This window comes from Limnohabitans sp. (assembly GCF_040400975.1).
In the GTDB taxonomy this organism is placed as follows: Bacteria; Pseudomonadota; Gammaproteobacteria; order Burkholderiales; family Burkholderiaceae_C; genus Limnohabitans_A.
Genome location: NZ_JBBAPF010000002.1, coordinates 140,105 through 165,612 on the forward strand (window position 1 = coordinate 140,105; position 25,508 = coordinate 165,612).

General features: G+C 53.9%; 31 protein-coding genes and 1 tRNA gene. 19 read left to right on the forward strand and 13 right to left on the reverse strand.

Going from position 1 to position 25,508, the window contains the following annotated elements:
• The first annotated feature begins 55 nt into the window (after positions 1-55).
• The 10 genes from uvrB to ABWQ00_RS02645 all read left to right on the forward strand — a co-directional run bounded on the left by uvrB (position 56) and on the right by ABWQ00_RS02645 (position 8,541).
• The gene (gene uvrB, locus ABWQ00_RS02600) at positions 56-2,182 is read left to right on the forward strand and encodes an excinuclease ABC subunit UvrB (protein ID WP_353237105.1); all 2,127 of its coding nucleotides are present in this window, start codon (positions 56-58) and stop codon (positions 2,180-2,182) included.
• Between the two features lie 140 nt (positions 2,183-2,322).
• Positions 2,323-2,859 (forward strand): Fe-S cluster assembly transcriptional regulator IscR, encoded by a 537-nt coding sequence (gene iscR, locus ABWQ00_RS02605; RefSeq protein ID WP_089953845.1) that lies wholly within the window; start codon positions 2,323-2,325, stop codon positions 2,857-2,859.
• 19 nt (positions 2,860-2,878) lie between these two features.
• Positions 2,879-4,096: an IscS subfamily cysteine desulfurase gene (locus ABWQ00_RS02610; protein ID WP_353237106.1), complete on the forward strand. Its 1,218-nt coding sequence runs from the start codon at positions 2,879-2,881 to the stop codon at positions 4,094-4,096.
• 32 nt (positions 4,097-4,128) lie between these two features.
• Complete coding sequence (iscU, locus tag ABWQ00_RS02615) at positions 4,129-4,515, forward strand: Fe-S cluster assembly scaffold IscU (RefSeq protein ID WP_062405706.1); 387 nt, start codon at positions 4,129-4,131, stop codon at positions 4,513-4,515.
• Between the two features lies 1 nt (position 4,516).
• Entirely contained in the window at positions 4,517-4,840 is a 324-nt protein-coding gene (gene iscA / locus ABWQ00_RS02620; RefSeq protein WP_353237107.1) for an iron-sulfur cluster assembly protein IscA, read from the forward strand.
• A gap of 24 nt (positions 4,841-4,864) precedes the next feature.
• Positions 4,865-5,380, forward strand: coding sequence for a Fe-S protein assembly co-chaperone HscB (gene hscB / locus ABWQ00_RS02625; RefSeq protein ID WP_353237217.1), 516 nt, complete (start codon positions 4,865-4,867; stop codon positions 5,378-5,380).
• A 16-nt stretch (positions 5,381-5,396) separates the two neighbouring features.
• Positions 5,397-7,274, forward strand: coding sequence for a Fe-S protein assembly chaperone HscA (gene hscA / locus ABWQ00_RS02630; protein WP_353237108.1), 1,878 nt, complete (start codon positions 5,397-5,399; stop codon positions 7,272-7,274).
• A 29-nt stretch (positions 7,275-7,303) separates the two neighbouring features.
• Positions 7,304-7,642 (forward strand): ISC system 2Fe-2S type ferredoxin, encoded by a 339-nt coding sequence (gene fdx / locus ABWQ00_RS02635; RefSeq protein WP_353237109.1) that lies wholly within the window; start codon positions 7,304-7,306, stop codon positions 7,640-7,642.
• Between the two features lie 18 nt (positions 7,643-7,660).
• Positions 7,661-8,371 (forward strand): DNA polymerase III subunit epsilon, encoded by a 711-nt coding sequence (gene dnaQ, locus ABWQ00_RS02640; protein ID WP_353237110.1) that lies wholly within the window; start codon positions 7,661-7,663, stop codon positions 8,369-8,371.
• A 95-nt stretch (positions 8,372-8,466) separates the two neighbouring features.
• Positions 8,467-8,541 (forward strand) — tRNA-Val (locus ABWQ00_RS02645).
• Between the two features lie 516 nt (positions 8,542-9,057).
• Here ABWQ00_RS02645 and ABWQ00_RS02650 read toward each other — a convergent pair.
• The 3 genes from ABWQ00_RS02650 to ABWQ00_RS02660 are packed head-to-tail and all read right to left on the reverse strand — an operon-like array spanning position 9,058 to position 12,206.
• Complete coding sequence (locus tag ABWQ00_RS02650; RefSeq protein WP_353237111.1) at positions 9,058-10,431, reverse strand: hypothetical protein; 1,374 nt, start codon at positions 10,429-10,431, stop codon at positions 9,058-9,060.
• A 24-nt stretch (positions 10,432-10,455) separates the two neighbouring features.
• Positions 10,456-11,568 carry an ImmA/IrrE family metallo-endopeptidase gene (locus ABWQ00_RS02655; protein ID WP_353237112.1) on the reverse strand — a complete coding sequence of 371 codons (1,113 nt, stop codon included), beginning with the start codon at positions 11,566-11,568 and terminating at the stop codon, positions 10,456-10,458.
• Positions 11,565-12,206 carry a hypothetical protein gene (locus ABWQ00_RS02660; protein ID WP_353237113.1) on the reverse strand — a complete coding sequence of 214 codons (642 nt, stop codon included), beginning with the start codon at positions 12,204-12,206 and terminating at the stop codon, positions 11,565-11,567. The genes ABWQ00_RS02655 and ABWQ00_RS02660 overlap by 4 nt, the downstream gene beginning before the upstream one ends.
• 176 nt (positions 12,207-12,382) lie before the next feature.
• Here ABWQ00_RS02660 and ABWQ00_RS02665 point away from each other — a divergent pair, with 176 nt between their 5' ends.
• Positions 12,383-12,559, forward strand: coding sequence for a macro domain-containing protein (locus ABWQ00_RS02665; RefSeq protein WP_353237114.1), 177 nt, complete (start codon positions 12,383-12,385; stop codon positions 12,557-12,559).
• Positions 12,560-12,628: 69 nt separating this feature from the next.
• Here the strand turns inward: ABWQ00_RS02665 and ABWQ00_RS02670 are convergent, their stop codons facing one another.
• The 3 genes from ABWQ00_RS02670 to ABWQ00_RS02680 form a co-directional block, all read right to left on the reverse strand.
• Positions 12,629-13,237 carry a helix-turn-helix transcriptional regulator gene (locus ABWQ00_RS02670; protein ID WP_353237220.1) on the reverse strand — a complete coding sequence of 203 codons (609 nt, stop codon included), beginning with the start codon at positions 13,235-13,237 and terminating at the stop codon, positions 12,629-12,631.
• Positions 13,238-13,293: 56 nt separating this feature from the next.
• Positions 13,294-13,476, reverse strand: coding sequence for a hypothetical protein (locus tag ABWQ00_RS02675; RefSeq protein WP_353237115.1), 183 nt, complete (start codon positions 13,474-13,476; stop codon positions 13,294-13,296).
• 106 nt (positions 13,477-13,582) lie between these two features.
• Complete coding sequence (locus tag ABWQ00_RS02680) at positions 13,583-14,194, reverse strand: tyrosine-type recombinase/integrase (RefSeq protein WP_353237116.1); 612 nt, start codon at positions 14,192-14,194, stop codon at positions 13,583-13,585.
• A 506-nt stretch (positions 14,195-14,700) separates the two neighbouring features.
• On the opposite strand from ABWQ00_RS02680, the gene ABWQ00_RS02685 reads away from it, so the two are divergent.
• From ABWQ00_RS02685 to ABWQ00_RS02705, 5 genes are all read left to right on the forward strand, one after another.
• Positions 14,701-15,057, forward strand: a complete 357-nt coding sequence (locus tag ABWQ00_RS02685; protein ID WP_353237117.1) for a DUF6876 family protein — start codon at positions 14,701-14,703, stop codon at positions 15,055-15,057.
• 43 nt (positions 15,058-15,100) lie between these two features.
• Entirely contained in the window at positions 15,101-15,379 is a 279-nt protein-coding gene (locus tag ABWQ00_RS02690; RefSeq protein ID WP_353237118.1) for a BrnT family toxin, read from the forward strand.
• A 10-nt stretch (positions 15,380-15,389) separates the two neighbouring features.
• A complete protein-coding gene (locus tag ABWQ00_RS02695; protein WP_353237119.1) occupies positions 15,390-15,599 on the forward strand; it encodes a BrnA antitoxin family protein in 210 nt (69 codons plus the stop codon).
• Between the two features lie 473 nt (positions 15,600-16,072).
• Entirely contained in the window at positions 16,073-16,135 is a 63-nt protein-coding gene (locus ABWQ00_RS02700) for a DUF4113 domain-containing protein (RefSeq protein ID WP_353237218.1), read from the forward strand.
• Between the two features lie 254 nt (positions 16,136-16,389).
• Positions 16,390-17,256: a DUF2971 domain-containing protein gene (locus tag ABWQ00_RS02705; RefSeq protein WP_353237120.1), complete on the forward strand. Its 867-nt coding sequence runs from the start codon at positions 16,390-16,392 to the stop codon at positions 17,254-17,256.
• Positions 17,257-17,411: 155 nt separating this feature from the next.
• Here the strand turns inward: ABWQ00_RS02705 and ABWQ00_RS02710 are convergent, their stop codons facing one another.
• The 4 genes from ABWQ00_RS02710 to ABWQ00_RS02725 form a co-directional block, all read right to left on the reverse strand.
• Complete coding sequence (locus ABWQ00_RS02710; protein WP_353237121.1) at positions 17,412-18,086, reverse strand: hypothetical protein; 675 nt, start codon at positions 18,084-18,086, stop codon at positions 17,412-17,414.
• A 134-nt stretch (positions 18,087-18,220) separates the two neighbouring features.
• Positions 18,221-18,568, reverse strand: a complete 348-nt coding sequence (locus ABWQ00_RS02715) for a DUF3024 domain-containing protein (protein WP_353237122.1) — start codon at positions 18,566-18,568, stop codon at positions 18,221-18,223.
• Positions 18,569-18,586: 18 nt separating this feature from the next.
• Positions 18,587-18,799, reverse strand: a complete 213-nt coding sequence (locus ABWQ00_RS02720; protein WP_353237123.1) for a hypothetical protein — start codon at positions 18,797-18,799, stop codon at positions 18,587-18,589.
• A gap of 46 nt (positions 18,800-18,845) precedes the next feature.
• Entirely contained in the window at positions 18,846-19,136 is a 291-nt protein-coding gene (locus ABWQ00_RS02725; protein ID WP_353237124.1) for a nucleotidyltransferase family protein, read from the reverse strand.
• Between the two features lie 601 nt (positions 19,137-19,737).
• Between ABWQ00_RS02725 and ABWQ00_RS02730 the strand changes: the two genes are divergently transcribed.
• Both ABWQ00_RS02730 and ABWQ00_RS02735 read left to right on the forward strand, forming a co-directional pair.
• Positions 19,738-21,210, forward strand: coding sequence for a hypothetical protein (locus ABWQ00_RS02730; RefSeq protein ID WP_353237125.1), 1,473 nt, complete (start codon positions 19,738-19,740; stop codon positions 21,208-21,210).
• A gap of 110 nt (positions 21,211-21,320) precedes the next feature.
• Positions 21,321-21,815 carry a DUF6641 family protein gene (locus tag ABWQ00_RS02735; RefSeq protein ID WP_353237126.1) on the forward strand — a complete coding sequence of 165 codons (495 nt, stop codon included), beginning with the start codon at positions 21,321-21,323 and terminating at the stop codon, positions 21,813-21,815.
• A gap of 70 nt (positions 21,816-21,885) precedes the next feature.
• Here ABWQ00_RS02735 and ABWQ00_RS02740 read toward each other — a convergent pair whose 3' ends face one another.
• The gene (locus ABWQ00_RS02740) at positions 21,886-22,116 is read right to left on the reverse strand and encodes a hypothetical protein (protein WP_353237127.1); all 231 of its coding nucleotides are present in this window, start codon (positions 22,114-22,116) and stop codon (positions 21,886-21,888) included.
• Positions 22,117-22,198: 82 nt separating this feature from the next.
• Between ABWQ00_RS02740 and ABWQ00_RS02745 the strand changes: the two genes are divergently transcribed.
• Positions 22,199-23,410, forward strand: a complete 1,212-nt coding sequence (locus ABWQ00_RS02745; protein WP_353237128.1) for a tyrosine-type recombinase/integrase — start codon at positions 22,199-22,201, stop codon at positions 23,408-23,410.
• On the opposite strand, the gene ABWQ00_RS02750 is transcribed toward ABWQ00_RS02745, so the two are convergent.
• Together ABWQ00_RS02750 and ABWQ00_RS02755 are read right to left on the reverse strand one after the other, a co-directional pair.
• Entirely contained in the window at positions 23,407-24,360 is a 954-nt protein-coding gene (locus tag ABWQ00_RS02750) for a Fic family protein (protein ID WP_353237129.1), read from the reverse strand. The two genes, ABWQ00_RS02745 and ABWQ00_RS02750, sit on opposite strands and share 4 nt — an antisense overlap.
• Complete coding sequence (locus ABWQ00_RS02755; protein ID WP_322991896.1) at positions 24,254-24,550, reverse strand: hypothetical protein; 297 nt, start codon at positions 24,548-24,550, stop codon at positions 24,254-24,256. Before ABWQ00_RS02755 ends, ABWQ00_RS02750 begins: the two co-directional genes overlap by 107 nt.
• Positions 24,551-25,508: the final 958 nt, after the last annotated feature.

A 25,508-nucleotide genomic window follows, 5' to 3' on the forward strand; every position in this document is an offset into this window, starting at 1 on the left:
CCCCTGATTTTAACGGGCCTTTGTCGCTGATTTCATCAGCGGCTGATTTGAAAAGATGTCCAACTTGTCTCCCATTTCTATCGCAGATGCGAACCCGGATGCGGATCCCTACGCTACAGGAAGTTTTGTCAGCTACCCCGGTTCGCCGTTTGAGCTTTACCAGCCTTATCCGCCCGCAGGCGACCAGCCTGTAGCGATTGAGCAGTTGGTCGAGGGTGTCAGTGACGGCGAGGTGTTTCAGACCCTGTTGGGCGTGACCGGCTCGGGCAAGACCTTCACCATGGCCAATGTGATCGCCCAGCTGGGGCGGCCCGCGATTGTGTTTGCGCCCAACAAGACGCTGGCCGCGCAGCTGTACAGCGAGTTCCGCGAGTTCTTCCCCAAGAACGCGGTCGAGTATTTCGTCAGCTACTACGACTACTACCAGCCCGAGGCCTATGTGCCCCAGCGAGATTTGTTCATTGAAAAAGACTCGGCGATCAACGAACACATCGAGCAGATGCGGCTGTCATGCACCAAAAGCATCATGGAGCGGCGCGATGTGGTGATCGTGGCCACCGTGTCGGCCATTTACGGCATCGGCGAGCCCGAGAGCTACCACCGCATGATCATGACGCTGCGCACCGGCGACAAGCTGGGCCAGCGCGATGTGATCTCCCAGCTGATCCGCATGCAGTACCAGCGCAACGACATGGAGTTTTCACGGGGTAAGTTCCGGGTTCGGGGCGACACCATCGATGTGTTCCCGGCCGAGCATTCTGAACTGGCCATCCGCATTGAGCTGTTTGACGACGAGATCGAGAGCCTGCAGCTTTTTGACCCACTCACCGGGCGCATCCGCCAGAAAATTCCGCGCTTCACGGTCTACCCATCCAGCCATTACGTCACGCCACGTGACAAGGTTTTGGCGGCGGTAGAGACCATCAAGGTGGAGCTGGCCCAGCGCTTGAAAGAACTCGTAGGCATGGGCAAGTTGGTGGAGGCGCAACGTTTGGAGCAGCGCACCCGCTTTGACCTTGAGATGCTGTCCGAAGTGGGCCATTGCAAAGGCATTGAAAACTACACCCGACATTTGTCGGGCGCAGCCCCGGGTGATGCACCCAGCACGCTGACCGACTACATGCCGCCCGACGCGATCATGTTTCTGGACGAGAGCCATCAGATGATCGGCCAGCTCAACGCCATGTACAACGGCGACAAGGCCCGCAAAACCACGCTGGTGGAATACGGCTTTCGCCTGCCCAGCGCCTTGGACAACCGGCCGCTCAAATTTGAAGAGTTTGAAAAGCGCATGCGCCAGTGCATCTTCGTCTCGGCCACGCCCGCCGATTACGAAAAAACGCATGCTGGCAAAGTTGTCGAACAGGTGGTGCGCCCCACTGGTCTGGTGGATCCGCAGGTCGAGGTGAGGCCTGCCACCCACCAAGTGGACGACGTGCTGCAAGAAATCCGCATCCGGGTGGACAAGCAAGAGCGCGTGCTGATCACCACGCTGACCAAACGAATGGCCGAGCAGCTGACCGATTATCTGAGCGACAACGGTGTGAAAGTGCGCTATTTGCACAGCGATGTGGACACGGTGGAGCGGGTGGAAATTTTGCGTGACCTGCGCCTGGGTGCATTCGACGTGCTGGTGGGCATCAACCTGTTGCGAGAGGGCTTGGACATTCCCGAGGTGTCGCTCGTGGCGATTCTGGACGCTGACAAGGAGGGCTTCTTGCGCGCTGAGCGCAGCCTGATCCAGACCATTGGCCGCGCGGCGCGCAACCTGAACGGGCGCGCCATTTTGTACGCCGACCGCATCACCGAGTCCATGAAAAAAGCCATGGGCGAGACCGAGCGCCGACGCATCAAGCAGCTCGCCCACAACGAGGCCCTGGGCATCACGCCCAAGAGCATCGTCAAAAAGGTCAAGGACCTGATTGACGGCGTGTACAGCGAAAAGTCGGGTAAAGAGGCTGAACGCTTGGAGCAGGCCGCGTTAAAGCGGGCCAAGGTGGAAGACATGAGCGAGAAAGACGTCGCCAAGGCCATCAAGCAGCTGGAAAAGCAAATGATGGAACACGCCCGCAACTTGGAGTTCGAAAAAGCCGCCCAAGTGCGTGATCAGCTGACCATCCTGAAAGAGCAGGCCTTTGGCGCCACGGGCGGAGACAACATCCTGCCTTTGATCCGTGCTTGAGTTGGGGTTCCATAGGCGCTGGCTCCATAACCCTATAACCCGAGTGATTTGATCGGGTATGTCGTATACTTGACTCGTTTAGTCGGGAACCCGCTCAGCCGATTCTCAGACCGAGCTTCCACACACTTCAGGAGTCTGCCATGCGTTTAACCACCAAAGGCCGTTTCGCCGTCACCGCCATGATCGATTTGGCTTTGCGCCAAGACGCCGGTCCTGTGACTTTGGCCGCCATCAGCCAGCGCCAACAGATTTCACTGTCTTATTTAGAGCAGTTGTTCGGCAAGCTGCGCCGCCACAACCTGGTCGAGTCCACCCGTGGCCCTGGCGGCGGTTACACCCTGGGCCGAAAATCCACTGAAATCACCGTGGCCGACATCATCTTGTCGGTGGATGAGCCCATTGACGCCACCCACTGCGGCGGCAAAGAAAACTGCAACGGTGGCGATGGTCGCTGCATGACGCACGACCTGTGGGCTTCACTCAACTCCAAAATGGTCGAGTTTCTCGATTCGGTGTCCCTGCAAAAGCTGGTGGATGACCAATTGGCCAAGGGCCTGGTGGTCGAGAACAAACCCAGCCTCAAGCGTGCGATTGCCCCCATGCCGATCAGCCAGCCGATCCGCGTGAACGTGCCCAATTCGGTGTTTGACCTCGGCAACATGTTTGCCAAATCCTGATTTTCTAGAAGACCAGACCATGACCACACCCCATTTCCCTATTTACCTTGACTACGGTGCCACCAACCCTTGCGACCCACGTGTGGTGGACGCCATCGTCCCTTGGTTGCGTGAGCACTTTGGCAACCCCGCTTCGCGCACCCACGCTTGGGGCTGGGAAGCCGAAGCCGCCGTCGAAAAAGCCCGCGAGCAAGTGGCTGACCTGATCGGCGCCGACTCCCGCGAAATCGTCTGGACCAGCGGGGCTACTGAATCGAACAACCTGGCCATCAAGGGCGCTGCGCACTTTTACAAGTCACGCGGCAAGCACCTGATCACCGTCAAGACCGAGCACAAAGCCGTGCTCGACACCATGCGCGAGCTGGAGCGCCAGGGTTTTGAGGTGACTTATTTGGATGTACAGGCCGATGGTCTATTGAACATGGACGCCTTGAAAGCCGCCATTCGACCCGACACCATCCTCATCAGCGTCATGTTCGTGAACAACGAAATCGGCGTCATTCAGGATGTGACCGCGATTGGCAATCTGTGCCGCGAAAAAGGCATCATCTTCCACGTCGATGCGGCCCAGGCCACCGGCAAGGTCGAGATCGACATGGCCCAGCTGCCCATCGACCTGATGAGCCTGGCCTCGCACAAGACCTACGGTCCCAAGGGGATTGGCGCTTTGTATGTGCGCCGCAAGCCCCGCGTGCGCCTGGAAGCGCAAATGCACGGTGGTGGTCATGAGCGCGGCATGCGCTCGGGCACTTTGCCCACCCACCAGTGCGTGGGCATGGGCGAGGCCTTCCGCATCGCCAAGTTGGAAATGGCCCAGGACAACGCCAAGGCCCGTGCTTTGCACGACCGCCTGATCAATGGTCTGAGCGACATGGAACAGGTGTTTTTGAACGGCCACGCCACCCAGCGCGTGCCGCACAACATCAACATGAGCTTCAACTTCGTCGAAGGCGAATCCCTCATCATGGGCATCAAGGGCCTGGCGGTTTCGTCTGGCTCGGCCTGCACCTCGGCCAGCCTGGAGCCCAGCTATGTGCTGCGCGCCCTGGGCCGCAGCGACGAGCTGGCCCACAGCAGCCTGCGCATGACGATTGGCCGCTGGTCCACAGAAGAGGACATCGACTACGCGATCAAAACCATCCGCGAAAACGTGGCCAAGCTGCGCGACTTGAGCCCCCTGTGGGAAATGCACAAAGATGGCATCGATCTGAGCACCATCCAGTGGGCTGCCCACTGAGCTGACATTGAACTGAATACGGAGAAAACACCATGGCATATTCTGAAAAAGTGGTTGACCACTACGAAAATCCCCGCAACGTCGGTTCCTTCGACAAGGGCGACGACAGCGTGGGCACCGGTATGGTCGGCGCACCTGCTTGCGGCGACGTGATGAAGCTGCAAATCAAGGTCAACCCGACTACCGGTGTGATCGAAGACGCACGCTTCAAGACCTACGGCTGCGGCTCGGCCATCGCATCCAGCTCACTCGTCACCGAGTGGGTCAAGGGCAAAACGCTGGACGAAGCAGCGGCCTTGAAAAACAGCCAGATTGCCGAAGAGCTGGCGCTGCCCCCCGTCAAGATCCACTGCTCCATCCTGGCCGAAGACGCCATCAAGGCAGCCGTGGACGACTACAAAAAGAAACACCTGAACTGACATGGCCATCTCACTGTCAGCCGCTGCTGCGCGGCATGTGAACCGGTACCTGGCCAAACGTGGCTCGGGTGTCGGTGTGCGCCTGGGGGTCAAGACCACGGGTTGCTCAGGCTTGGCTTACAAGCTCGAGTACGTGGACGAGATCGCCCCGGAAGACGTGGTCTTTGAAGGCCACGGTGTCAAGGTGTTGGTGGACCCGAAAAGCCTGGCCTACATCGATGGCACCGAGCTCGACTTTGTTCGCGAAGGCCTGAACGAGGGCTTTCGCTTCAACAACCCCAACGAGCGCGACCGCTGCGGTTGCGGTGAATCTTTCCGCGTGTGAGCCGAGTGTGAGTTTTCGCGTGTGATCTCACTGCAAGCCAACGACTTTGAGTTGTTTGATGTGCCCGTGCAATACGCACAGGACCGCGCTCAACTGGATGCCCGCTGGAAGACCCTGCAACGCGAAGCCCACCCTGACCGCTTTGCCGCCGAAGGTGCCGCTGCTCAGCGCGTGGCCATGCAGTGGTCGGTGCGCATCAACGAGGCCTATCAGCGGCTCAAAGACCCGCTCAAACGCGCTGCTTATTTGTGCGAGCTGCAAGGTGCACCCGTGCAGGCCGAGAACAACACCGCCATGCCCTCAGCATTCCTGATGCAGCAAATGGAATGGCGCGAAAGCCTGGAAGACACCGAGTCAGTCGACGGCCTGGAGGCCCTGGCCGACGAAGTGGCTGCAGAGCAGCGCCGTGTGCAGCAAACGCTGGGCGATTTACTGGATGTGGCCAAAGACCCCGCGCAAGCTGTGGGGCAGGTGAGGGCGCTCATGTTCATTGAGCGCTTCACACAAGAAGTGAACGCTAAACTTGACCGATTGACCTGACCTCCCCTGATTGACCATGGCGTTACTGCAGATTTCTGAACCGGGCCAGTCGCCCGACCCGCACCAACGCCGCATCGCGGTGGGCATTGATTTGGGCACCACGCATTCGCTGGTGGCCTCGGTGCGCAACGGCGTGTCCGAATGTTTGCCCGACGACGATGGCCGAGTGATCCTGCCCTCGGTCGTGCGCTTCATGCCGGGGCAGGGTCGCCAGATCGGTTTTGACGCGGTGCAGTCTGCCGCATCTGACCCAGTCAACACCATCGCCTCGGTCAAGCGCTTCATGGGGCGTGGCCTGCAAGACATCGCCGACCGCAGCAAACTGCCTTATGAGTTCGTCGCCAGCGAAGGCACAGCGAAGGGTGGCATGCTCAGCATCCAGACGGTGCAAGGCCCCAAATCGCCTGTGGAAGTGAGCGCCGAAATTCTAGCCACCCTGCGTTACCGCGCCGAAGACACTTTCAACGACGACCTGTATGGCGCCGTCATCACCGTGCCTGCTTACTTTGACGATGCCCAGCGCCAAGCCACCAAAGACGCCGCGCAATTGGCCGGCCTGAATGTCCTGCGCCTGATCAACGAACCCACCGCAGCGGCCATTGCTTATGGTTTGGACAACGCGAGCGAAGGCGTTTACGCCGTGTTCGATTTGGGTGGTGGCACTTTCGATATTTCCATCTTGCGCCTGACGCAAGGTGTGTTTGAGGTGCTGTCCACGGGTGGCGATTCGGCCTTGGGCGGCGACGATTACGACCAAGCCTTGGCCGACTTCGCCATGGCCCAGCAGCCCGGCTTGCAGGCGGCCACGGCCGAAGACAAAACCGTGCTCAAGGCAGCGGCACGTGCCGCCAAAGAAGCGCTCAGCAGCGCCGATGCAGTCACGCTCAATGCCGCCTTGTCCACCGGCAGTTTGTCGGCTCAGCTCAGCCGCGCAGATTTCGAACAAGCCACCCAGGCCCTGACAGCCCGCTGCATCACCGCCGTGCGCAAAGCGCTGCGCGATGCGCAACTGGCCAAAGACGATGTACAAGGCGTGGTCATGGTGGGCGGCTCCACCCGCATGCCGCAAATTCAGCAGGCCGTAGCCGATTTCTTTGGTCAGGCACCGCTCAACAACCTCAACCCCGACGAAGTCGTGGCTTTGGGCGCGGCCATTCAGGCCAACCAGCTGGCAGGCAACAACGCCGCAGGCGAGTTGCTGCTGCTCGACGTGATCCCGCTGTCTCTGGGCATCGAGACCATGGGGGGCTTGGTTGAGCGCATCATCCCGCGCAACCAGACCATCCCCACTGCCATGGCGCAGGACTTCACCACCTACCAAGACGGCCAAACCGCGCTGGCGCTGCATGTGGTGCAGGGCGAGCGCGACCTGGTGCAAGACTGCCGCAGCCTGGCCCGCTTTGAGTTGCGTGGCATCCCGCCCATGGCCGCTGGCGCGGCCCGCATCCGCGTGACCTTCACGGTCGATGCCGACGGCTTGCTGAACGTTGGGGCCAAAGAACAAATCAGTGGCGTCGAGGCGCGCATCGACGTCAAGCCTTCGTATGGCCTGAGCGACGACCAGATCGCCACCATGCTGCAAGAAAGCTTCACCACCGCCCAAGCCGACATGAAAGCCCGTGCTTTGGTGGAAGCGCGGGTCGACGCCGACCGCATGCTGCTGGCCACGCGCAGCGCCTTGGCGGCTGATGGTCAATTGCTGAGCGCCGCTGAGCGTGCCAGCATCGACGCCCTGATGGCCACCTTGCAAGCCGCTGTTCAAACCGAGCAAGACGCCAAAGCATTGGAAGACTGCACCCAGGCATTGGCCAAGGGCACCGAAGCCTTTGCCGCTGAGCGCATGAACCACAGCATCCAGAAAGCCCTGGCCGGTCAAAACATCCAGGCCTTGTAAAAGCCGATTGGCCCCGAAAGAAGACACCTATGCCCGTCATCAAAATACTGCCCCACCCCGAATATTGCCCCCAAGGCGCTGAGATCACTGCGCCTGCAGGCACCAGCCTTTGCGAAGCATTGCTCGACAACCACATCAACATCGAACATGCCTGCGACATGAGCGCCGCATGCACCACCTGCCATGTAGTGGTGCGCGAGGGTTTCAAGAGCCTCAATGAGATGGAAGAAACCGAGGAAGACCTGCTTGATCGAGCCTGGGGCATTGAGCCCAACTCGCGCCTGAGTTGCCAGGCTTTTGTGGCCAAGAGCGATCTGGTCATCGAGATCCCGCGCTACACCATCAACCACGCCAAAGAAAACCACTGAACAGGCAGAGCGGAAAAAATGCGCCAAATCGTTCTGGACACCGAAACCACAGGCCTGTCGGCCGAGGGCGGTGATCGCATCATCGAGCTCGGTTGTGTGGAGCTGTATGCCCGCAAGCTCACGGGCAAAAACCTGCATTTCTATTTCAACCCCGAGCGAGACAGCCACGAAGACGCGCTCAAGGTGCACGGCATCAGCAACGAATTTTTGCGCGACAAACCCAAGTTTGCGCAACTGGCCGACGAAATCCTCGAGTACCTCGCCGATGCGGAGTTGATCATCCACAACGCGGCTTTTGACGTGGGTTTTCTTAACAAAGAGCTGGAGCGTGCGGGCAAAAAGCCGCTCAAGGCCTACGTCAGCAACGTCATCGACACTCTGGCCATGGCCAAGGAAATGTTCCCCGGCAAGCGCAACAGCCTCGACTCGCTGTGTGACCGCCTTGAAGTCGACAACTCTGGCCGCACCTTGCACGGCGCTTTGCTCGATGCCGAGTTGTTGGCCGACGTTTACATCAACATGACGCGGGGCCAAGAAGCCTTGTTGATCGACGCGGGCGATGCCCCCAGCAACGCCAAGACCGTGGCCATGCCCTTGGATTTGAGTCAGTTCGCCTTGCCCGTTTTGTCAGCGAATGCACAAGAGTTGACTGCGCATGAGGAGGTTTTGCTGCAACTTGACAAATCGAGCGGCGGCAAAACCGTATGGCGTCAATTGCAATTGGCTTGAGCCATCAGCACGCACATGCCCCAGCTTTTTCGCATCTTTGGGGCCAAATCAGGCGTTTTTTCATGTCATAATCGCGGTCTTCGCTACACAGCGCAGGGCGATTAGCTCAGGGGTAGAGCACTGCATTCACACTGCAGGGGTCGCAAGTTCGAAACTTGCATCGCCCACCAAAAAATTCCCAATGAAATCAAGCACTTAGAGGAAACTCTAGGTGCTTTTTCTTTAGTTCAAAGTAGTATGGTCCGGGTTTACTACTTCTCATAGATTTTTCGAAGTCTTTTCATAGATTTCGGAGCAGTCAAACACCCCCAATTCAATCTGCTTTCAATGTCACTCGTATCGTGTCAATGCGGCATTGCTTTTTGTCTCTGCGCATACGCAGCTAGCGCTGTGGTCAGCTTGAAAAAAACGCTACGTTTGTTTTGATTAAGGTCTAGCTACTCAGCTCAGCGAGTCCAGAAAAAACGCGTTGTAGGGCTTTTTAGAGTGCCGCGCGGGTGCCAGCTGCAACAGAGCACTGCCTTACGCAGACTTTGCACGCAAACATTCGATAAAGGCTGGTTGCATCCAGTCGGCGCCGCAGTCCCCAATGACTGTATGTAGCCGTAGCGGCCGAGACATTAGGATTTTTGTGTGTGGCGCGTGGGTGAACTGGCGGTTTGCCAAGAACACGCAACGGGAATTCCCTAATCCGGCGGCGTCTTACCGTCCCAATGGACTCCGTCTCGAACTTCAACGTCTGAGGCCAGCACAAGCATTTCATCGCGAAGCGGCCGAAAGTGCCCTGGTCGTCGCCCAGCCCAATGGCAAGTCTCATCAAAGGCTTCGCTCCTGGTTGGAGAACTTTCCGGAGCGAACCAGTGGACATAAACGTACGCAAGCTCCTTGCCCTGAGAGTCAAAATTAGTGATGGTTCTGACCACCTTGTCGTATCTGAGTCGCTCGACATCATCACCATCTACTGCCTCGAGACCGATGTGAATTACACCAGGCCGGTCGGCTGGTAACTGGCGCACGCCATCAGCGAGACGCTTCAGAATGTCTCGGGCTTTTGCGTCAATTGCAGCGGGACTATGACTTTCCCAGTTGAGTACTATTGCTTGGTCGCACTCAGAGACATACAGCGGGTTTTCCGCCATCCTGGCGAGCAGAACCTGAATGACCTTCGCGTTCCGTTTGTACTCACCAGTCAGCAATTCCATCATCCGGGAACTGTGCAACGCGACGTCATCGGTCTTGAGCAGTGCCTTCAGCCGACTCATGTCCAGCTTCCCGATGGAACCGGATCCGTGCTTGTCCTCCCAACGATGAGGCCCAAAAGAGGCGGCAGACATCCATTGAGTCGTGTGGCGAGCAAGATACTCTGGAGAGATGTCATTTAGTTCAGACGCGAACTGAACGTTAGCCAGCACGTTTAGCCCTCGACGTTTCACCTCGTGCGCAGTAGGAAGCCAGAGCTCGCGCGCACGAGATCGTTCATTCTCGGTGTACTCGCCAAGCTCCATGCGCTTGCACTCGACGGCCCACTCCTGCCCTCGAATGAGAATGTCCATATCGTGCATCTTACTGACGCCAGGTTGCTCTGGCAGAAATCGTACTTCGGCGCCTTCGCGGCGATACGCAGCCGCTACAAGAAGCTCGAAGAGCCCGCCGTTTGGCTGCCCGCGCTCCGCGCCGACCATTCGCTGAACACGGTTACCGATGCCTTCGACCCCTTTCAACAAGTCGAGGCTGCGACCAATCGACCTGAGGATAGGCAACACACGGCTACCAAACATGAAGTCGTAGACGGTCGGATGATCAAGGTTCGCCTGCCCAAGAAATAGGTACCAGGCGAACTGGTCATCCGCAGAGAAGAAGCGGCCTACACCAGCGGTATCCTCGGCAAGACTGCATGTTGCTGCGTTGAGGAAACGCTCAAGCGCAGAGAAGCGCCGGGAGCGCCACTCATCAGCGGACATAAACGAAGTGAACCAGTCGACCGCACGACGCAGATCTGGGTCATCTGGCCAGCCGGGCGGCCGAAGGTCGACCTCGAAGAAGTTAGGCGAAATTTGCATCGACACGTGCCGAATGATGCATGACTAGTCGCGCCCGCCCTCGATCACTTCCAGCACTGGCCGTCTCGGGCGGCTCGGCGCATTTGCATCACCTGCCAGCGCGGTCAGTGCCAAGCCGAAGACCAATTCGTCGAGTTCATTGACGTGTACCGCGAGTTGATCGGCGATACTGGCGCGCGTCAGGCCATCCTCTCGCAGGGCGGCGAAAACCTTATGGAATATCTGTGAGGTCTCCCGGGGGGCGCCATTTGGCTCTGACTTCTGATAGCCACGTTGCGCCATCTCGATGCACAGCGTTCTGTAGTGCCAATCGTTGACAAGCTTAAGGTCTTTCAGCCTATAGGCAAGCGCTCCGACAGAGACTGTCCAGAACACCTTGTGCGAGATTAGTTGGTCGACCGTAGCCATGACTGGCGCGTTTGCCAAAACGCTTCCTTCCGGCATGAGAAACGCCGAAGCGAATTCGTTAGCCTGGCGCTCTGCGTCTTTGACCTTCGGGCCAGCGTGACGATGAAGTACCAAGTGGCCGAGTTCATGGGCTGCATCGAAGCGGCTGCGCTCGCAAGACTTCATCGTGTTGAGGAACACGAACGGCGTTGACGCATGCCACATGGAATAGGCGTCTACATGGGCCGTGTCTAGCGACAGCGAGAACACCCGCACGCCACGCGCTTCCAGTAGGTGGATCATATTCTTGATCGGCAGTTCGCCGAGACCCCAAATGCGGCGCAGTGCAGCTGCCGCCGCAGTAGGGCTGGACTCGTGGCTCAGGTCGGGCAGCTGTGCCACCGGCAACTCGAAACGCTGCTCGATCCACTCGTTCAGCATGAGGGCGACCGCTCCAGCGCCCAGCGCTGCGTCCCGTTGACCGGCGGTCATCTTTGACATCGATCGAAAACTGACTACGTCGGGAGTCAGCTCATGTACGCCCGTGCCAACAAAAAACTGCACTGGGAATTGCAGTTGCTCAGCTAACGCGAGGAGCCGTTCTCTTTCAGGCTTGTACTCCCCGCTCTCGTACGCCGTTACCGCCCGCACGTCTGCGCCAATTAGCTCTGCCAACTTCCTTTTGGTGAGACCTCGACGTCGTCGAGCAAGGCCTAGGCGCTGCGGGTTGAACTCTGCACCGTAGCTCATGCCTTACGCCGAACAGTAACATCGATGTCTGGCTGAACGGGGGGCGTGATCACCACCTGCTCTCCGTCGAGCGGCTGAGCGCGCAAGATGATCCGTTCCTTCCACACGGAAACGCGACCGTCGCTACCGACGTCCAATGGCAATGACAACTCCGCACGCAACTCGTTCTTGGCGTGGTGTGCCAGCAAGATCCAAGTCGTCACCTTCTCGTCTTCGTCTTGAAGCGGCACCGGCAGCTCCATGCCTGGCAGGTATAACTGCATGCTGCGGTTTATCTCGATTGCACCCGCGGTGTTCGGCCCCTTCGAAGATGTCGTAGCAGGTTCCTCATGGGGAATACCAGTTGCCTCATTACCTGTGGAGACGATGATCGAAATCAAGCCGTCTGGGCTCACGGTCTTTGGCGAGTTCTGATCATTAAAGCGCGTCCAGCCTTCGGGCTTGAGCACGTCACGTAGCGTACGGACAGCTTCGCTCCACGCCGCAATCGGCGGAAACAGCGGGGGGTGGTTCTCGGTGCAGTTCGTCTTGGCGATGTAGCCAGCCATAACCGCGCGCAGCAAGGCTGAATCGGTCAAGCCGAGCTGTCGCAGGCGTGAGTGGACTGAAGTGGGTTCAGTGTGGAGCATCGCAATCATTGGAAATCCCAGGAAGTTCAACTACCTGAAACTATAGCACATTTGAGTTTAAAAAACAGGAAGTTAAACTTCGGATTTTATGGATTGGTGCTGCGGGCCGAGTGATCGCTACGTGCTGCACTGCCATACAGCTTCCAGTGGCGAGCGGCCACTCCCACCGGCGAGGGAATGCCAATTTGCGTTTGGGCTCGGGCGTGGCCGGGGCTATCCACAAGGCTGCCGGTCCCAAGCTGGAAGAGTATTGCAAGCCCTTTGCGCCCATGGCTTTAGGGGCTGGATTGATCACTCCGGGATTCAAACTGCCCAACCCCTGGATCATCCATGTGCGATCGGCGCACTACATCAACCCCTGATGGCCACCCAAATTCCCCCACTTATGGCCACCTCAAACTCCCCCACCTGAATTGATCGGGGACAGGGTCTCAACGTCGACACCGTCGGCACCTGTGGGCAGGACGCATGTTCTGGCCTTCCTCGAAGGAAGGCCAAGGAGTGAATGTCTTGAAACCCAACCAACGCGCCACCGTCATCACGCTGCTGGAGCGCAACACGCCCCAGCGCGAGATTGCCCGCATCACCGGCATCGACCGCAAAACCACAGTCTCGAAACTTGTCAGGGTCAGGCGACGTTTACCTGCATGCACAGCCCGCACACGCTGGGTCAAAGTAGCTGTATCCAGCCCTTGGCTGGCCAGCATGTCGTCGAGCCGTTTTTGAAAGGGCTTGAGCTTGGGACCCAGCAGGCCGGGCTCGAGTTGCTCGATCATGCTCTGGATGGTCATGAGGGCCAGCATTTCGTCCTGGCTGAACCAAAGACCCGGCAGTTCAGTGCTGTCGGATTGCTCCAGAAGATAGCCACCCAGATCGCGGTCAAAAACGATGGGGGTGTGCAACTGGTCCCGCAACTTCGCTAGGTCACGTTTGAAGGTGGCCAGCGAGATCTCGAGTATTTGCATGATGTCTTCACGCGACATGGCCCTGCGGCCGCTAAGCAGGGTTTTGTATTGGTAGAGGCGATCGATTTCTGACATGTCTCTGGTCGTTTCTAATTTTTACCAGTTTAAACGGGTAGCCCAACTCGGCTTATTCAATGGCCTACTGTTGCCTTATAAAGTTCGGCACGACTGCGCTTGTGCAGCTTGAATGGCTGCCCGTACTCAAAGAGCATCATCTTTTGCTTTTCTAACGCCACGTACTTTTGCACCGGAGTAAACATTGCAGGGGATAGGGTGTTTGGAGCTAATAAAACCAGGTAAAAAGCCAGGACCATGATTGCTGCATCGGTTGTGTTGTAGACACACTGATACTCTTGCGGTGGAGGCTCACCCTGTGAGCTTGGTTGAGCCCCAAAGAGAAAAAATTCGAGTCCGTGAGCTTTAAGCCAATTCGACCGCAGCCTTCAACTGGCTTGGACTGCTGTACAAATATGCGGCAGTGGTTTGGATGCTGCGATGGCCAGCCAGAGTTTTAAGGATGTGAATCGCAGTCCCCTTGTTGGCCAGTGAGGTCAAAAACGTCCTTCGCCCGCTGTGACTGCTGGCACCTTGCAGTCCTGCACCCGAGTACAGCAGCGCAAAGGTCTGAGCAAGGCTGTTTGCACTGAAGCCGGTGAGGATACTTTTTTGGCTGGCAAAGAACGGATAGCTTCTGTCCACACACTTGGCCTGTGCGGCATAGGCCTGTAGTTCCTCACGCAATTTGATGTTGACGAAGACTGTGCGAGCGTGTCTGCCCTTGGTCATGTCGGGCAGCAAGCGAATTTCTTCTTTCACTGTGCCATCGATATTGATGACGTCACTCCAGCGCAAGCAAGCCACCTCACCAATGCGCAAACCTGCCAAGTGCGTTAGCAACATCATTGCCCTGTTGCGCTGCGAAAAGCGGCGCGTGTCTATGTAGTCCAGTACGCGTGCCAGTTCGTCTTTAGTCAGTGTTTTTGCCTGTGCCATTTCTGTTCTCCTGTAATCATGTGTTTGCGTTAACTGCATTGTGTTTTCACATATTTATCTGGACAACCGGAGTCCTGCCAAAGTGGCGGGTTTCAGGCTAGATCTGGCTCAGGATGAACTTCCTGTGGATAACTTTTTCATTGAAATTTTCTTCAATGATTTCAACGCTCAACCAGCGAAATCTTGTAAAAGCACACTTTTCATAGATTTCCGCCCCGTGCACGCACTCTTTCAGTGCCCAGCAGGGCAGGGCATCTAGCAAGCCCTACAAGCGCTTTTTTAGCAGTCCAGCACCCTGAGTACTCGGACGCGGGCGTTTCTGTGCTGTAGGGCGTTTTACGCGGGCGAATTTTGTGTGCGCAGCATTGCGCGTTTACGTATGTGCATCTGTTTGTGAGGTCTGAACCGCGATCTGTATCGCATCTCAATCTCCAGTGCTAAGAGTGAAATTCGCTCGGTATCCGTCCAATTTGTCGGGTCTCTGGAAATCGGTTGTCCATCTGCGTATCTGACACAAAACTGTAGTCGTACAACGAGGACTACAGATGAAAAAATTCGATGCAAGCCAGCTGTCAAACTTCACCGGGACAGAGCGCTATTACCGAATAAGCCGAAGGCACTTGCTGACCGATGGGACCAAATACTTGGCAGAAGAAGCCGAGTGCTTTTGGATGATGGACGCCGTGGCCAGTCACCTCAGCGAAATTGGTACAGCGGATTGGTTTGTGCTGATTCGCGTCGCAGTGAAAGGCACCAGAGCCACCATGGTCTACGAGGACGGCAACGGTCATGAACATGCCCGTCAAGAGATCCCGTTCACTGACTTCCCCTTGCCCGAGCAAACGCTCTATGCATGCTGGGATGGTGAACATTGGGTGATCATGCTGCCCAGTGAGTACTGATGATTGACTTGCATAACAGGTCGAAAAAAATTACAATGTAATTATGACCTTGCGATTTGAATGGGATCCTAAGAAAGCTTCCTCGAACGAGAAGAAGCACGGCGTTTCGTTTGAAGAAGCCCGAACGGTCTTTTTTGATGAGAATGCCAAACTGATCGATGATCCAGACCATTCCGAGGATGAAGACAGGTTTGTGCTTCTTGGTCTCAGCAGCACTCTTCGAGTGATCTTGGTCTGCCATTGCTACAGGGACGAGGGAGGTGTGATCCGGATCATTTCTGCCCGAAAAGCATCTTCACATGAATCCAAGCAATACCGCTAAGGAGATCCATATGCGAAAAGAATACGATTTCTCGAAGGCGCGCAAAAATCCCTATGCTGCGCAACTCAAAAAGCAAATCACCATTCGGCTAGACGAAGACTCTATCGGTTACTTCAAAGGTATTTCAGAACAGGTCGGAATTCCTTACCAGAGTCTGATCAATCTTTATCTGCGTGACTGTGCCGCGCACAACAGAAAACTTGATCTGCGGTGGAAGTGATGGGTTAGGCCAGTCGGCATCCTCATTTTTGAATTCAGTGCGTGTGCGCCAATTTCACGCCAACCAAAAGGGCGTAATGGGTTAAAGAAAACCTGGGTGTCGATATGCCCTCGGGCTACCCCGATGAAGCCTAGTGTTGCAGCACCTTTGGTCGTGAAGAGTCACCAGATAGGCCGTGTGGCATGCGGTCTGGTCAAATTCGGCCTCTTTCCCTCATGGGCCAAAGACGACAAGATCAGTCGCCACACCTACAACCCAAGAAGTTAAACAGCGGCAGAGAAGCCCAGCTATCAGCACAAAAAGTCGGAGATTAAGCTCAGTGAACTCAGTCTTGTGACAAGGCAGCAGGGCGATTTAATGGAGACTACGCCAGCAGGCAATCAAGTCTGATGCATGCTCTGGACACGCTGAACAAGCGGTAATGGCGGGGAGCAGTGAAGATTTCCACGCAAGTCGCGTACGAATGCTGGCAGATGCGGCAAGAACGAAAGTCACCGAATTATTCAGCTCGATGGGAAGACGTGCCTGTCGTCTGAGGGCTTTCGAGACAGGCTGTCGGCTTAAGGCTGGTAGGGGACATCCAGCTTAGCCTGATGACTGGCAGCGACGACCCAAAGCTGACCATCTGTGTCCTCCCCCAGAAGCGATCATGGAGCCACGTCCGCTTTGAAATCTATCCGTCAGAATGGGTGAAAGCGCAGCTGGAAGCAGCAAAAGCGGCAACAGCCCATAGTGGACAATCCTGAGAGAAATTTGCCTAAGCTTTATTCACGATTGAAATCGTTATTCCATGAGAAAAGACCACCCTCGGAAGTTATACAAATATTTTCCACCTGAACGCACTGCTTTCTTCAACGATCTCTTGGTTCGTTACAGTCAGCTTGGATCGTTCAATGATCCTTTTGAAGGGCGCCCTGAAATTTCGACTATTGTTCCAGATGGTGATTTTCTGCAAAAATATAAAAAAATTGGAAATGAAGAGTTTGAGAAAGTATTTGAAGCCCTTCCTGCACATGTGAAGCACACGATAACAATTAACCAGGTCTATTCGCTGGCTGATCACATGATGCGAAATCAAATTGATAGCGTTCATGAAGCGATTTCTTCCGTTACTCCACTCGTAGCAAATTTCTTTACAGGAAAGATCGACAATCTACTTGGTGTGTTTTGTCTTTCTGAGGTTCCTGATAGCCTGCTCATGTGGGCTCATTATGGTGCTAGCCACGAAGGTTTTGTCGTAGAGTTCGATGCCTGTCATCCATACTTTGACGAAGCAATTTCAGAGGAAGATGATCTTCGGCATATTCGAAGAGTTCAATATCGTGAGACTCGGCCCAGTGCGCAGCTATCCGAGATGAGTGCATCCGAGCTTTTTCTCGTAAAGAGTCAGCATTGGGCTTACGAAAATGAGTGGCGGATTGTTCGCCCATTAGATAGTGCAGATAAAATTCTACCTGGAGACCCTTATCCGACTAGCTTGTTTCGGATTCCAAAGGATGCTGTAACTGGAGTAATCTTTGGCGCTCGAATTAAGCAGGAAAAAATTTTCGCTATTAGGCAAGATATTGCAGAAAATTTTAAACAGAAAAATGTCTCACTAAGGCAGGCGATGCCTGATGCCTCGCATTTCCTTTTGCAGCTTAAAGAACTTGAGTAATTTGGTTGAGAAGTTAAATCCCTCTTGTGACTCATGGCACCTCCTGTTAGGCCTCAGGTTTGAGGCTCAGAGGTGTCTAGTGGATCTTGGTTGATTTAATGTTAAGCATCAGCGCTCTGTCCAAGAACGGCTGCGGATGGTGCTGGATGGCATCACTACTCGTGCTCATGTTTCAATGGATATTCAGCCCCCGTAATGTCCGTGAATATCTTGGCAACTGTTTTGTAGGCCTCCGTACGATCTGGAATCTCGTAATCAGCTGCGGGTTCGATATGGGCGATCTTGTCAAAGGCTGCAGTGATGTAGCTGAGCAAACCCATAACCGAGCGCCGAAACTTCGAGCCACCAGTTGCTTCGTCCTTCACACCATGGAATGCAAGCCTATCGCATAACGGTCGGACATTCTCATCTTCGTAACTCAAAGGCGCGGCATGGTGCGCGAACTGATTTCGGATGGCCCGAATGATATGCAAATCGCTTCGCGCATTCTTCGGAATAACCCCGAGGAGGTACGCGAAGTCAATTCGTGATGAGAATGTTCCCAAAGGGCCATTAAAGTCGAATGCTCGTCTACTGATTTTCTTATCTTGTACAAGCCTCTCCTTCAAGAGTTCTTTCAGCTGGTCATCTAGGTAGGCCGCAGACATTAGTACGGCTCCGCGGTCAGATTCACTAGTGATCGATGTCCGGAAAGCCATCACTTCCTTCATCCGAGCGCCGGACTTACCAGGCATTTGAGCCGCTAGCCCATCCACCATTGTCTGCATCTCGGCTCGCAACTTATCGTACATCTCTCGGCTGATTTCTGGCTCGGAGTCAGGGGTAGTCATCTGTGTCTTTGCTGTTCAAAATACTGAACATGGTAAGCGTACTTCCGCTTTTGGCCGTCAGCAGGCAATCTTGTTTGTGAGCTGATGTCCGCTCCCGCTGCAATTCTGACGCCGCAGTGAAAATCAGCATGCTGCTAACCAAAGAAACAGCCGTAGGTGTCAGTGTCAATGATCGTCAGTGCTTCTTCTAGGCTGCAGGCCGCTGAAGCGGGTTCGTATGAATCCCACTTTCCTGTTTGGCGCATCCAGTAGATGTGCCAAAGCTCACTGGATTTGACATACCTAAACTTGGCGAATCCACGGCGCGTAACTTCGCCTGGATGACCTCGCCATGCTGGTCGAACTTCAAATATGGTCACAGACTGGCCATCGACTTCATAGTCGTGGTCGATTTGTTTCTTGAGTTCGGGAGGAACCTTTTCAAGACACCACTGTCCAACGATGTGGTCAATGTCGCCGAGATCGTCAATGCTGAATGCCATAGACAGAGTTGCCTGCAGTTATGTAGATTTACCCGCTGGGATAGTCTCTTGCTCACGCATTTTTAGCAAGTCCTGGGCAGAAAGACGTACGTCTTTGCCATCGATAGAGACAATGATGCTGGTGTTAGTACTGATGGCCAGGTCTTCTGCTGCGCGAGAGGCGCGAAGCATTGCAGCATAAGAACCAGCCAAGTCCGGATCACTTGATGTCCGAATGTCTGCGGGATTCATTTGTCAATGTTCTAAAGATAGTCGGACAACCGAAGCGGATCACGGCTCATACGGGGCGAGCCTCAGAAATGACAATTTGGCGGAACTTGTCGGGCAGGGCACCGGGTGTCAAAACATCTACCTGAACGCCCAAGAGGTTGCGCAGCTTGTAGCGGATGGCACCCAAATCGAACAGCGTGGTGTCCGGAGTTGTGTCAACGAGGATGTCCAGATCACTTTCGTCTGTGTCAGACCCATGCACAACAGAACCAAATACGCGAGCATTGGCCGCCCTGTGTGCCAGGACTATTTCGCGAATTTCTTTGCGATGGGCTGCGAGTGCTTCTGAAGGTTTCATTTTGGGCTCGGGCCGTTGCTAACAATTTTACGTGGATGCCAGCTGATTGCCAACCGCAACGAGCAGCCCACGCCAAGGGCAGTTTCAAGCTGCTGTGGGCCCGCTTTGGATGCTCTGAAAACCGTAAACAGCCCACAACAGCCAACGAGCATCCTGGACGCTGGGTGCTCGAATTTCGGTCTTGACGACCTGGCTGCGCCCATTGACCTGAAACCTGACTGATGCCTTGTAGGTGTGCATCATGTATTTATTGGTCAAAAGACTCGTTCGGATGCAGCACGAGACCAGCCCACAAGGAAGGACCTGCTTCGCCTTCGGCATGTGGTCACACATGCCTACTGGTTTCCCATATGTCCCATTTATTTCATGAAATGGATCATCTAAATTACTATATGCGTGTGACTTTTTTCGAAAACTTCGAAACCTGTAGAAACCTGCTAAATACTCTGAAATTCATAGGTTTCAGAGAGCAGGAGATGGACGGACGATGATCAAAATCACGGTAGACCAGTCAGTCGAGGATGCCTTAGAGCGAGCATTCCCAACGCCCTATGGCGCTGCCTACCGTGCGCTCAATAAATACATCAGCGTGGTCGAGTCCATGATCAATGCAGCCTTGCTGCGTGGTCTGACCCCTGAAGAGAAGAAGCTGGGCTTCTACAGCATCTCAACCAGTGACCTTGCCAACAAGGGCGGGCAAATTGGTCCTAAAAAGGTTCGCCTCCACAAATGGCTGCGCGAACACAATCTGGAGATCGTTCAAACGGTAGTGACAGGCTCGAAATTCACAGGCAAATACTCGCAGGTCAAACTGTCCAGTCTCGCAACCTTGCAAGATGACATCAAAACAGTCTCTGGTGGACTGGTATACGCAACCACCGACGAAGAAATCGATGCCTACTTGAGCGGAGATGACTTCAGCAACACAGCCTTGTTCGACTATCTGTATCCAGAGTTCAAGCTGGAATGGCGTCCCGAAAAACTCGAGCAACTGTTTGACTGGATTCCTGTTGATCTGCCCTCGGTCAAATCGTATGTCATTTGGCTTGAAAACGAATCGAAGCACATCACCGGTGCCAAAAAAGACGCAGCGCTTAGGCAAGCGCTCACGATCATCGGCATTGCAACGCACACCAATGGGTACTTTGTACAGCGCAGGAAGCCCAGTCCGTTTGGCCGCATGTATTACGAAGGCACCAGCGTACAGAACGTCAACAAAGAGCTGCGCAGGGCGATGCTGGGTAACTGCTGGGAATACGACATCCGCAGCAGCGTCATCGCTTGGAAAATGGGTTTCGCCCGAAGCTATCTCCAGCAAAACGGTCTGGAACTGAATCTCAAGGCGCACTTCAAATGGTCACTTCTGTACCTGGAGCACAAGGCCGATTTCATGGCGACCATTCGCCACTATGTTTTCACGCCCAGTAGCCCAGTCCCCAAAGACTTCCAGCCAGCACTGCTCAAACAGGCATTCACGGCCATCAGCTTTGGCGCACACCAAGCAGGGACAGGCTGGCTTGATGCATCGGGCAATTGGAACAATCCAGCCCTGGTCGACATCATCAAAAACGCAGATGACCGAGAGCGTTTCCTGAAAGACCAATCAGTCCAAGGCTTCATCAAGGAGCAGAACACGCTGGATGACTATCTGTTTGCAGCATTCAAAAAACACCACCCATTGCTCTGCAAAGAGTCATTCCTACATACGGACAGCGGAAGACTGAGCAAGTCCAAAGTCATGGCTTACATGTACCAGCATGATGAAACTGCCGTGATGAATATCGTGAGGTTTGCTGCTCAGTCCAAAGGGCGCACACCCATTGCCAACGTGCACGACGCCATTTTCTTCAAGGCCCGCTTGGGCGTAGATTTGAAAGACAGCATCGAATGGCAGATGCGCGAGCAAACGGGCAACCCGTATTGGCATCTCACGCCTGAGCAACTTCAGCGCTACGAGCCTAAGTCCGTGAACGCTGCGCGAGAGGAAGAGGAGCACAAGAGAAGGATTGAAGCTGAAGAGGCACTTGCGAAAGGCTATGTACCTATTTGGCCGACCATCACAGGTTCTGCTTGAGTTGCCATTCCAGAGTCCGTCCAAAAGGTCGGGTAATTCATTCAAAAGGTTGCTCTGAACATAGGTCTGACAATAAATTTGTTATTCCTGCAACACACAAGGAGTAGCAAATGTCAGGTCTCAATGCATTGAAATTCATCGCCAGCAAGCGTCAGCAGGGTACAAGCCCCGCGCATGCAAGACGGCAAAAGCTCAGCGCCAAGCTGCACGAGCAAATTCAAATGGCCAAAGCCGTTCAGTCAGGTACCGAGTTTGTACCGGTGAAGATTCGAACAGTCCGGGACGAAGCTACCGGCGAAATGCGACGAGTAGAAATTCCCAAGCGGTTGAAACCATGGTGGTGGTCTGGAGATAACGGCAAGATGTGCATCACCGTCCGCTACGGCGCACGCACTCTGGATGTGGTCGAAGGTAAGAACGCCATAGAGACTGACACCATCGCAGGCGTTATCACCACGCTTGAAGTTTTGCGTGCTGCTGTGGATGCCGGAGAGCTGGATGCACGCATCGAAGCAGTCAGTGGTTTGGTCAAAGCTGCATTTGGCAAAGAGGAGGGCGTAGTGAAAAAAGGGAAGTTGAAGCTGCCGGTTAAGCCCGCCACTTAAAGCCGCCACGCAAGCGATCACTGCTTAAAGCAATGGCCGACACTGGATTCCAGTGTCGGTTTTCTTTTGACTAGATTGATTTGATTGGCGCGATTGGTTTGATGGTGCCAATGGGCTTGGTTGTTTTGGCTGTTGGGGCTTTAGGCTTGGTCAACAACTGCAGGGCTTTTTGAGCACGCTGTGTTCTCTGTCGTTCCCGTTCTTGTTGAACGGCAGTGGTGGCGCGTTCCCTCGTGGCGCGAAGTTGGTCCAGCTTCAATTGCTCTGGAGACTTAGGTTTGACGAGTTCGTTGATCCGCATATTTTTATTTATGAGCAGATCGAAATTGAGGGGACGAGATGTCGTCTTTTTGCTAAATAAATATAGAGAAAGGAGAGCAACTATGCGATTTAACGAAATAGCCAGTGCGGACGATCAACTTGCTCTTTGGCGATTGATATCAGACAACGTTTGGTCTGCCGTGATAGCTCAGGCCAAGGAGCAGGCCAGGCTCAAGGCGCAAATTGCTGCCACCCCCAAGCCTAAAAGGATCAAGCCTAAAAAGATCGTTCCGAAAAAACCACCAGCCCCCAAGCCAAAACCACCGGCCCCGAAACCACCCCCACCCAAAAGTCCAGTACCTCAGCAGGCAAGGGTAAGGGGTGTTGACTTTGATGAGTCGTTCGTTGCAGAGCTGATTGGCAACTATTTCATCCGCAAAGAAATGCATGTCGAACCCAAAATTTCGGATGCCATGGCGATTTACCTCCATGAAAGTGATGCAGGTGACGGCCGTAAATTCAAGGGCGATGTCTTGCATGTTTTCAGGCGCTTTTCGTCCTTGGTGGGTGATTTGAACCTATGTGATCTACGTTATGTGCATGCATGCATTTTTCGTGACCATTTGCTGAGTTTGGGTTTGAAACCTGTGACAGTCCGCAAGCAAACGGCGATCTTGAACGCCATGCTCAATGTGGCATTCAGATGCCTAGACATCGACAGATTGAGCCCATTTCGAGCACTGAAAATTTCCGGCGAGGACGAGCGCAGGCCAATGCCTGTCATTACCCATGACTTGTTGCTGGCAGTCAAAAAAAAGTTGATGACGCGGTTCAAGCCCTACAAATTGATTGGACTGATCCAGTTGAATACGGGCTTGCGACTGTCTGAACCTGTGTACGCCCGCGTTGAGGATTGTGTTTTTGATCACCCGATTCCGCACATTTGGATCCGTAAAAATGCACTTTCCAATCGAAAGAACAAGAGCAGCATCCGGGCGGTACCGTTGGTAGGGGTGTCGCTGTTTGCAGCCAAGCGACTGGTGGAGATGGCAAAGTGCGAAGGTAGTGAATGGCTGGTGCCGCAGTATGCCCACTACCATGGCAGCAACAGTTGCTCGGCCATCATGAGCAAATACCTGGCCGACCTAGACTTCAGAAGTCACATGTTCCGTCATGCCCTGATCGACAGGATGAAGGCCTGTAACGATATTCCCACGCGATTGGCCGAGAGCATCACAGGTCACTCCAGTGGTGGCTCTGATTTCAATAATTACGGCACTGTGGGCTATACGCTTGAACAAAAGCTAGAAGTCTTAAATCGTATTTCAATTTAAAGCAATGAATCCACTTGCGGATTGTTTTGTTGAATGGTGATGGCATCTGGATGACAGCTAACTAAAAATTCCATCATTTCAGTTGCGTCTTTAGTCAAGTAGAAACGGACCATTTTTTCGTTAAAGTCTTGCGCCTTTGCCGCTGGAATGCTGATGGCATCCATACCGGAGGACATTAAAATTCCATTCATCATGAAGCGTGATGTGCGTTTGTTGCCGTCAAAAAAGAACTGCTGCAAGGCTCCGAACAGAAAAAATGCAGCAGCTCTTTCAAATGGACTTTCGACTGTATTGGTTAACGCTTGCAGGCCTGCGGAAAAAACACGGTTGAGCTCCGGGGCTCCGGGCACAGTGGGTAGTGGTGTGTAGCGACCTTCAGGACCTAGGCCAACATCTGGTGTGTAGTTAGTCTCTAGACCTTCTCCTCGAAAATGTCCCCATTCCAGCGCTTCATTTTTTGCTACCAGTCCATGTAGCTGGGTGAATGTGATTTTGTCCAGCTCGAACTTTCCAGCTTTGACCAGTGACAGTAGGTATTTGGAGCTTTCGGCCAAGTTCAGTACTTGCTCTTGATCGGAAATTTTCCGGCCACCGACCGTCACGCCTTCTAGCAAAGTTTTGACTTCAGGAAACGTAAAGGGATTGCCTTCAAGCACAGATGCGTCCCAAACATACGTAGTGAGCATTCGATGGAAATGAAAAGTTACTCGATCAATCGAGTGGGTAGGAATCTGCTGAGGAATCTTTTCGCGGTTCCAGCGAAAGCCTAAAGCGGCGAACAGGTCAATCATTTTTATCTTGCTCCATGGACAAATGTCATTTTTGTAAAAACCTTGGATGCCCTCAGGCCTGAGATTTTTTTCGTGACGTTTGATCGGGTGATGGTGTCTTGCCGGTACGGCCTTTTTTGAGTCCAGTTTGAGCCTTTTCTTCTTCAGGCCAAGGCTCATGATCGGGGGTTATGGTGGCAGTCCGAATGATCCATACACCTTTAGCTGGCGACTCAATCAGGACTTGTCTTCCCGCGAACTCTTTGCCTAAAGAGATTTGTCCACTTGCGCCGATGGATTTGACCATCTTGCTGTCAGTTGCTGTGTTGGACATTGCGGTTTCCTTAAGGTTCATGCGTTCATGCTGCATGATATGTTCTGAAAAACTCGTCGTCAACCTGGATGTAGGGCTGCATGTGGGCCAGTGGTGCAGTTTAGAAGTTCGATACTCTCCGGGTTCGATGAACAAAACTTTATATACATTGGGCCTTTTCAAGGCCAAACTTAGCGTATGAAAGGCACACCTGCATCGCACGTGACTTCATGAAAAGTAGTGATCACGCGGGCAGTCGATCAAACGCTTGGTTTAAGCTGACATGGTTGTTGGGCGAGGCGTGTAGTTCTGACTTTTAGAGTAGGGCGGTGGTGGTCTGCAAAACTCCATATACATTGGCGGTCTGCGGCGCGAAACTTTATATACATTGAGCCTGCCCGAGCAAAAACTCTATATACATTGAGCCATTTCTGAGCCACAATGACACCGTGATAGGTGCTTAAAAAAACAGCACCGTAAAAAGAAATGACACTGGTTTACAGCTGGCGTCACAGAATTAATATTTATATATCACTTTATAATTACATGGGTATGCTACAAGTATACTACTTTGACCTAGTTGAAAACAGCTAAGTTGTTGTTTTTAAAGGGAAAAAAAGTGAAATGTAGGGGTTTTCACACTGCAGGGGTCAGAAGTTCGAAACTTCTATCGCCCACCAAAAATTCCCAATGAAATCAAGCACTTAGAGGAGACTCTAAGTGCTTTTTCTTATGTTTAAAGTAGTATGGTCCGGGTTTACTACTTCTCATAGATTTTTCAACGTCTTTTCATAGATTTTGGAACAGTCAAACATCCGCATTTCAATCTGTTGTCAGTGACGCCCACATGGTGTCAATGCGGCCTTGCTTTTTGCCTCTTCGCTGACACTATTAGCGCTGTGCTCAGCTTGAAAAAAACGCTACGTTTGTTTTGAAACGGGTTCTGCTACTCGGCCCAGCGAACCCAAGAAAAAACTCGCTGTAGGGCTTTTTTGATGCCCGCACGGGTGCCTTA

What these genes read in the sequence shown, in the direction of transcription:
- uvrB (WP_353237105.1), top strand. Translation starts at nt 56, where the DNA reads ATGTCCAACTTGTCTCCCATTTCTATCGCAGATGCGAACCCGGATGCG.
- iscR (WP_089953845.1), top strand. Translation starts at nt 2,323, where the DNA reads ATGCGTTTAACCACCAAAGGCCGTTTCGCCGTCACCGCCATGATCGAT.
- ABWQ00_RS02610 (WP_353237106.1), top strand. Translation starts at nt 2,879, where the DNA reads ATGACCACACCCCATTTCCCTATTTACCTTGACTACGGTGCCACCAAC.
- iscU (WP_062405706.1), top strand. Translation starts at nt 4,129, where the DNA reads ATGGCATATTCTGAAAAAGTGGTTGACCACTACGAAAATCCCCGCAAC.
- iscA (WP_353237107.1), top strand. Translation starts at nt 4,517, where the DNA reads ATGGCCATCTCACTGTCAGCCGCTGCTGCGCGGCATGTGAACCGGTAC.
- hscA (WP_353237108.1), top strand. Translation starts at nt 5,397, where the DNA reads ATGGCGTTACTGCAGATTTCTGAACCGGGCCAGTCGCCCGACCCGCAC.
- fdx (WP_353237109.1), top strand. Translation starts at nt 7,304, where the DNA reads ATGCCCGTCATCAAAATACTGCCCCACCCCGAATATTGCCCCCAAGGC.
- dnaQ (WP_353237110.1), top strand. Translation starts at nt 7,661, where the DNA reads ATGCGCCAAATCGTTCTGGACACCGAAACCACAGGCCTGTCGGCCGAG.
- ABWQ00_RS02650 (WP_353237111.1), bottom strand. Translation starts at nt 10,431, where the DNA reads ATGCAAATTTCGCCTAACTTCTTCGAGGTCGACCTTCGGCCGCCCGGC.
- ABWQ00_RS02655 (WP_353237112.1), bottom strand. Translation starts at nt 11,568, where the DNA reads ATGAGCTACGGTGCAGAGTTCAACCCGCAGCGCCTAGGCCTTGCTCGA.
- ABWQ00_RS02660 (WP_353237113.1), bottom strand. Translation starts at nt 12,206, where the DNA reads ATGATTGCGATGCTCCACACTGAACCCACTTCAGTCCACTCACGCCTG.
- ABWQ00_RS02670 (WP_353237220.1), bottom strand. Translation starts at nt 13,237, where the DNA reads ATGTCAGAAATCGATCGCCTCTACCAATACAAAACCCTGCTTAGCGGC.
- ABWQ00_RS02675 (WP_353237115.1), bottom strand. Translation starts at nt 13,476, where the DNA reads ATGGTCCTGGCTTTTTACCTGGTTTTATTAGCTCCAAACACCCTATCC.
- ABWQ00_RS02680 (WP_353237116.1), bottom strand. Translation starts at nt 14,194, where the DNA reads ATGCAGTTAACGCAAACACATGATTACAGGAGAACAGAAATGGCACAG.
- ABWQ00_RS02685 (WP_353237117.1), top strand. Translation starts at nt 14,701, where the DNA reads ATGAAAAAATTCGATGCAAGCCAGCTGTCAAACTTCACCGGGACAGAG.
- ABWQ00_RS02690 (WP_353237118.1), top strand. Translation starts at nt 15,101, where the DNA reads ATGACCTTGCGATTTGAATGGGATCCTAAGAAAGCTTCCTCGAACGAG.
- ABWQ00_RS02695 (WP_353237119.1), top strand. Translation starts at nt 15,390, where the DNA reads ATGCGAAAAGAATACGATTTCTCGAAGGCGCGCAAAAATCCCTATGCT.
- ABWQ00_RS02705 (WP_353237120.1), top strand. Translation starts at nt 16,390, where the DNA reads ATGAGAAAAGACCACCCTCGGAAGTTATACAAATATTTTCCACCTGAA.
- ABWQ00_RS02710 (WP_353237121.1), bottom strand. Translation starts at nt 18,086, where the DNA reads ATGACTACCCCTGACTCCGAGCCAGAAATCAGCCGAGAGATGTACGAT.
- ABWQ00_RS02715 (WP_353237122.1), bottom strand. Translation starts at nt 18,568, where the DNA reads ATGGCATTCAGCATTGACGATCTCGGCGACATTGACCACATCGTTGGA.
- ABWQ00_RS02720 (WP_353237123.1), bottom strand. Translation starts at nt 18,799, where the DNA reads ATGAATCCCGCAGACATTCGGACATCAAGTGATCCGGACTTGGCTGGT.
- ABWQ00_RS02725 (WP_353237124.1), bottom strand. Translation starts at nt 19,136, where the DNA reads ATGAAACCTTCAGAAGCACTCGCAGCCCATCGCAAAGAAATTCGCGAA.
- ABWQ00_RS02730 (WP_353237125.1), top strand. Translation starts at nt 19,738, where the DNA reads ATGATCAATGCAGCCTTGCTGCGTGGTCTGACCCCTGAAGAGAAGAAG.
- ABWQ00_RS02735 (WP_353237126.1), top strand. Translation starts at nt 21,321, where the DNA reads ATGTCAGGTCTCAATGCATTGAAATTCATCGCCAGCAAGCGTCAGCAG.
- ABWQ00_RS02740 (WP_353237127.1), bottom strand. Translation starts at nt 22,116, where the DNA reads ATGCGGATCAACGAACTCGTCAAACCTAAGTCTCCAGAGCAATTGAAG.
- ABWQ00_RS02745 (WP_353237128.1), top strand. Translation starts at nt 22,199, where the DNA reads ATGCGATTTAACGAAATAGCCAGTGCGGACGATCAACTTGCTCTTTGG.
- ABWQ00_RS02750 (WP_353237129.1), bottom strand. Translation starts at nt 24,360, where the DNA reads ATGAGCCTTGGCCTGAAGAAGAAAAGGCTCAAACTGGACTCAAAAAAG.
- ABWQ00_RS02755 (WP_322991896.1), bottom strand. Translation starts at nt 24,550, where the DNA reads ATGCAGCATGAACGCATGAACCTTAAGGAAACCGCAATGTCCAACACA.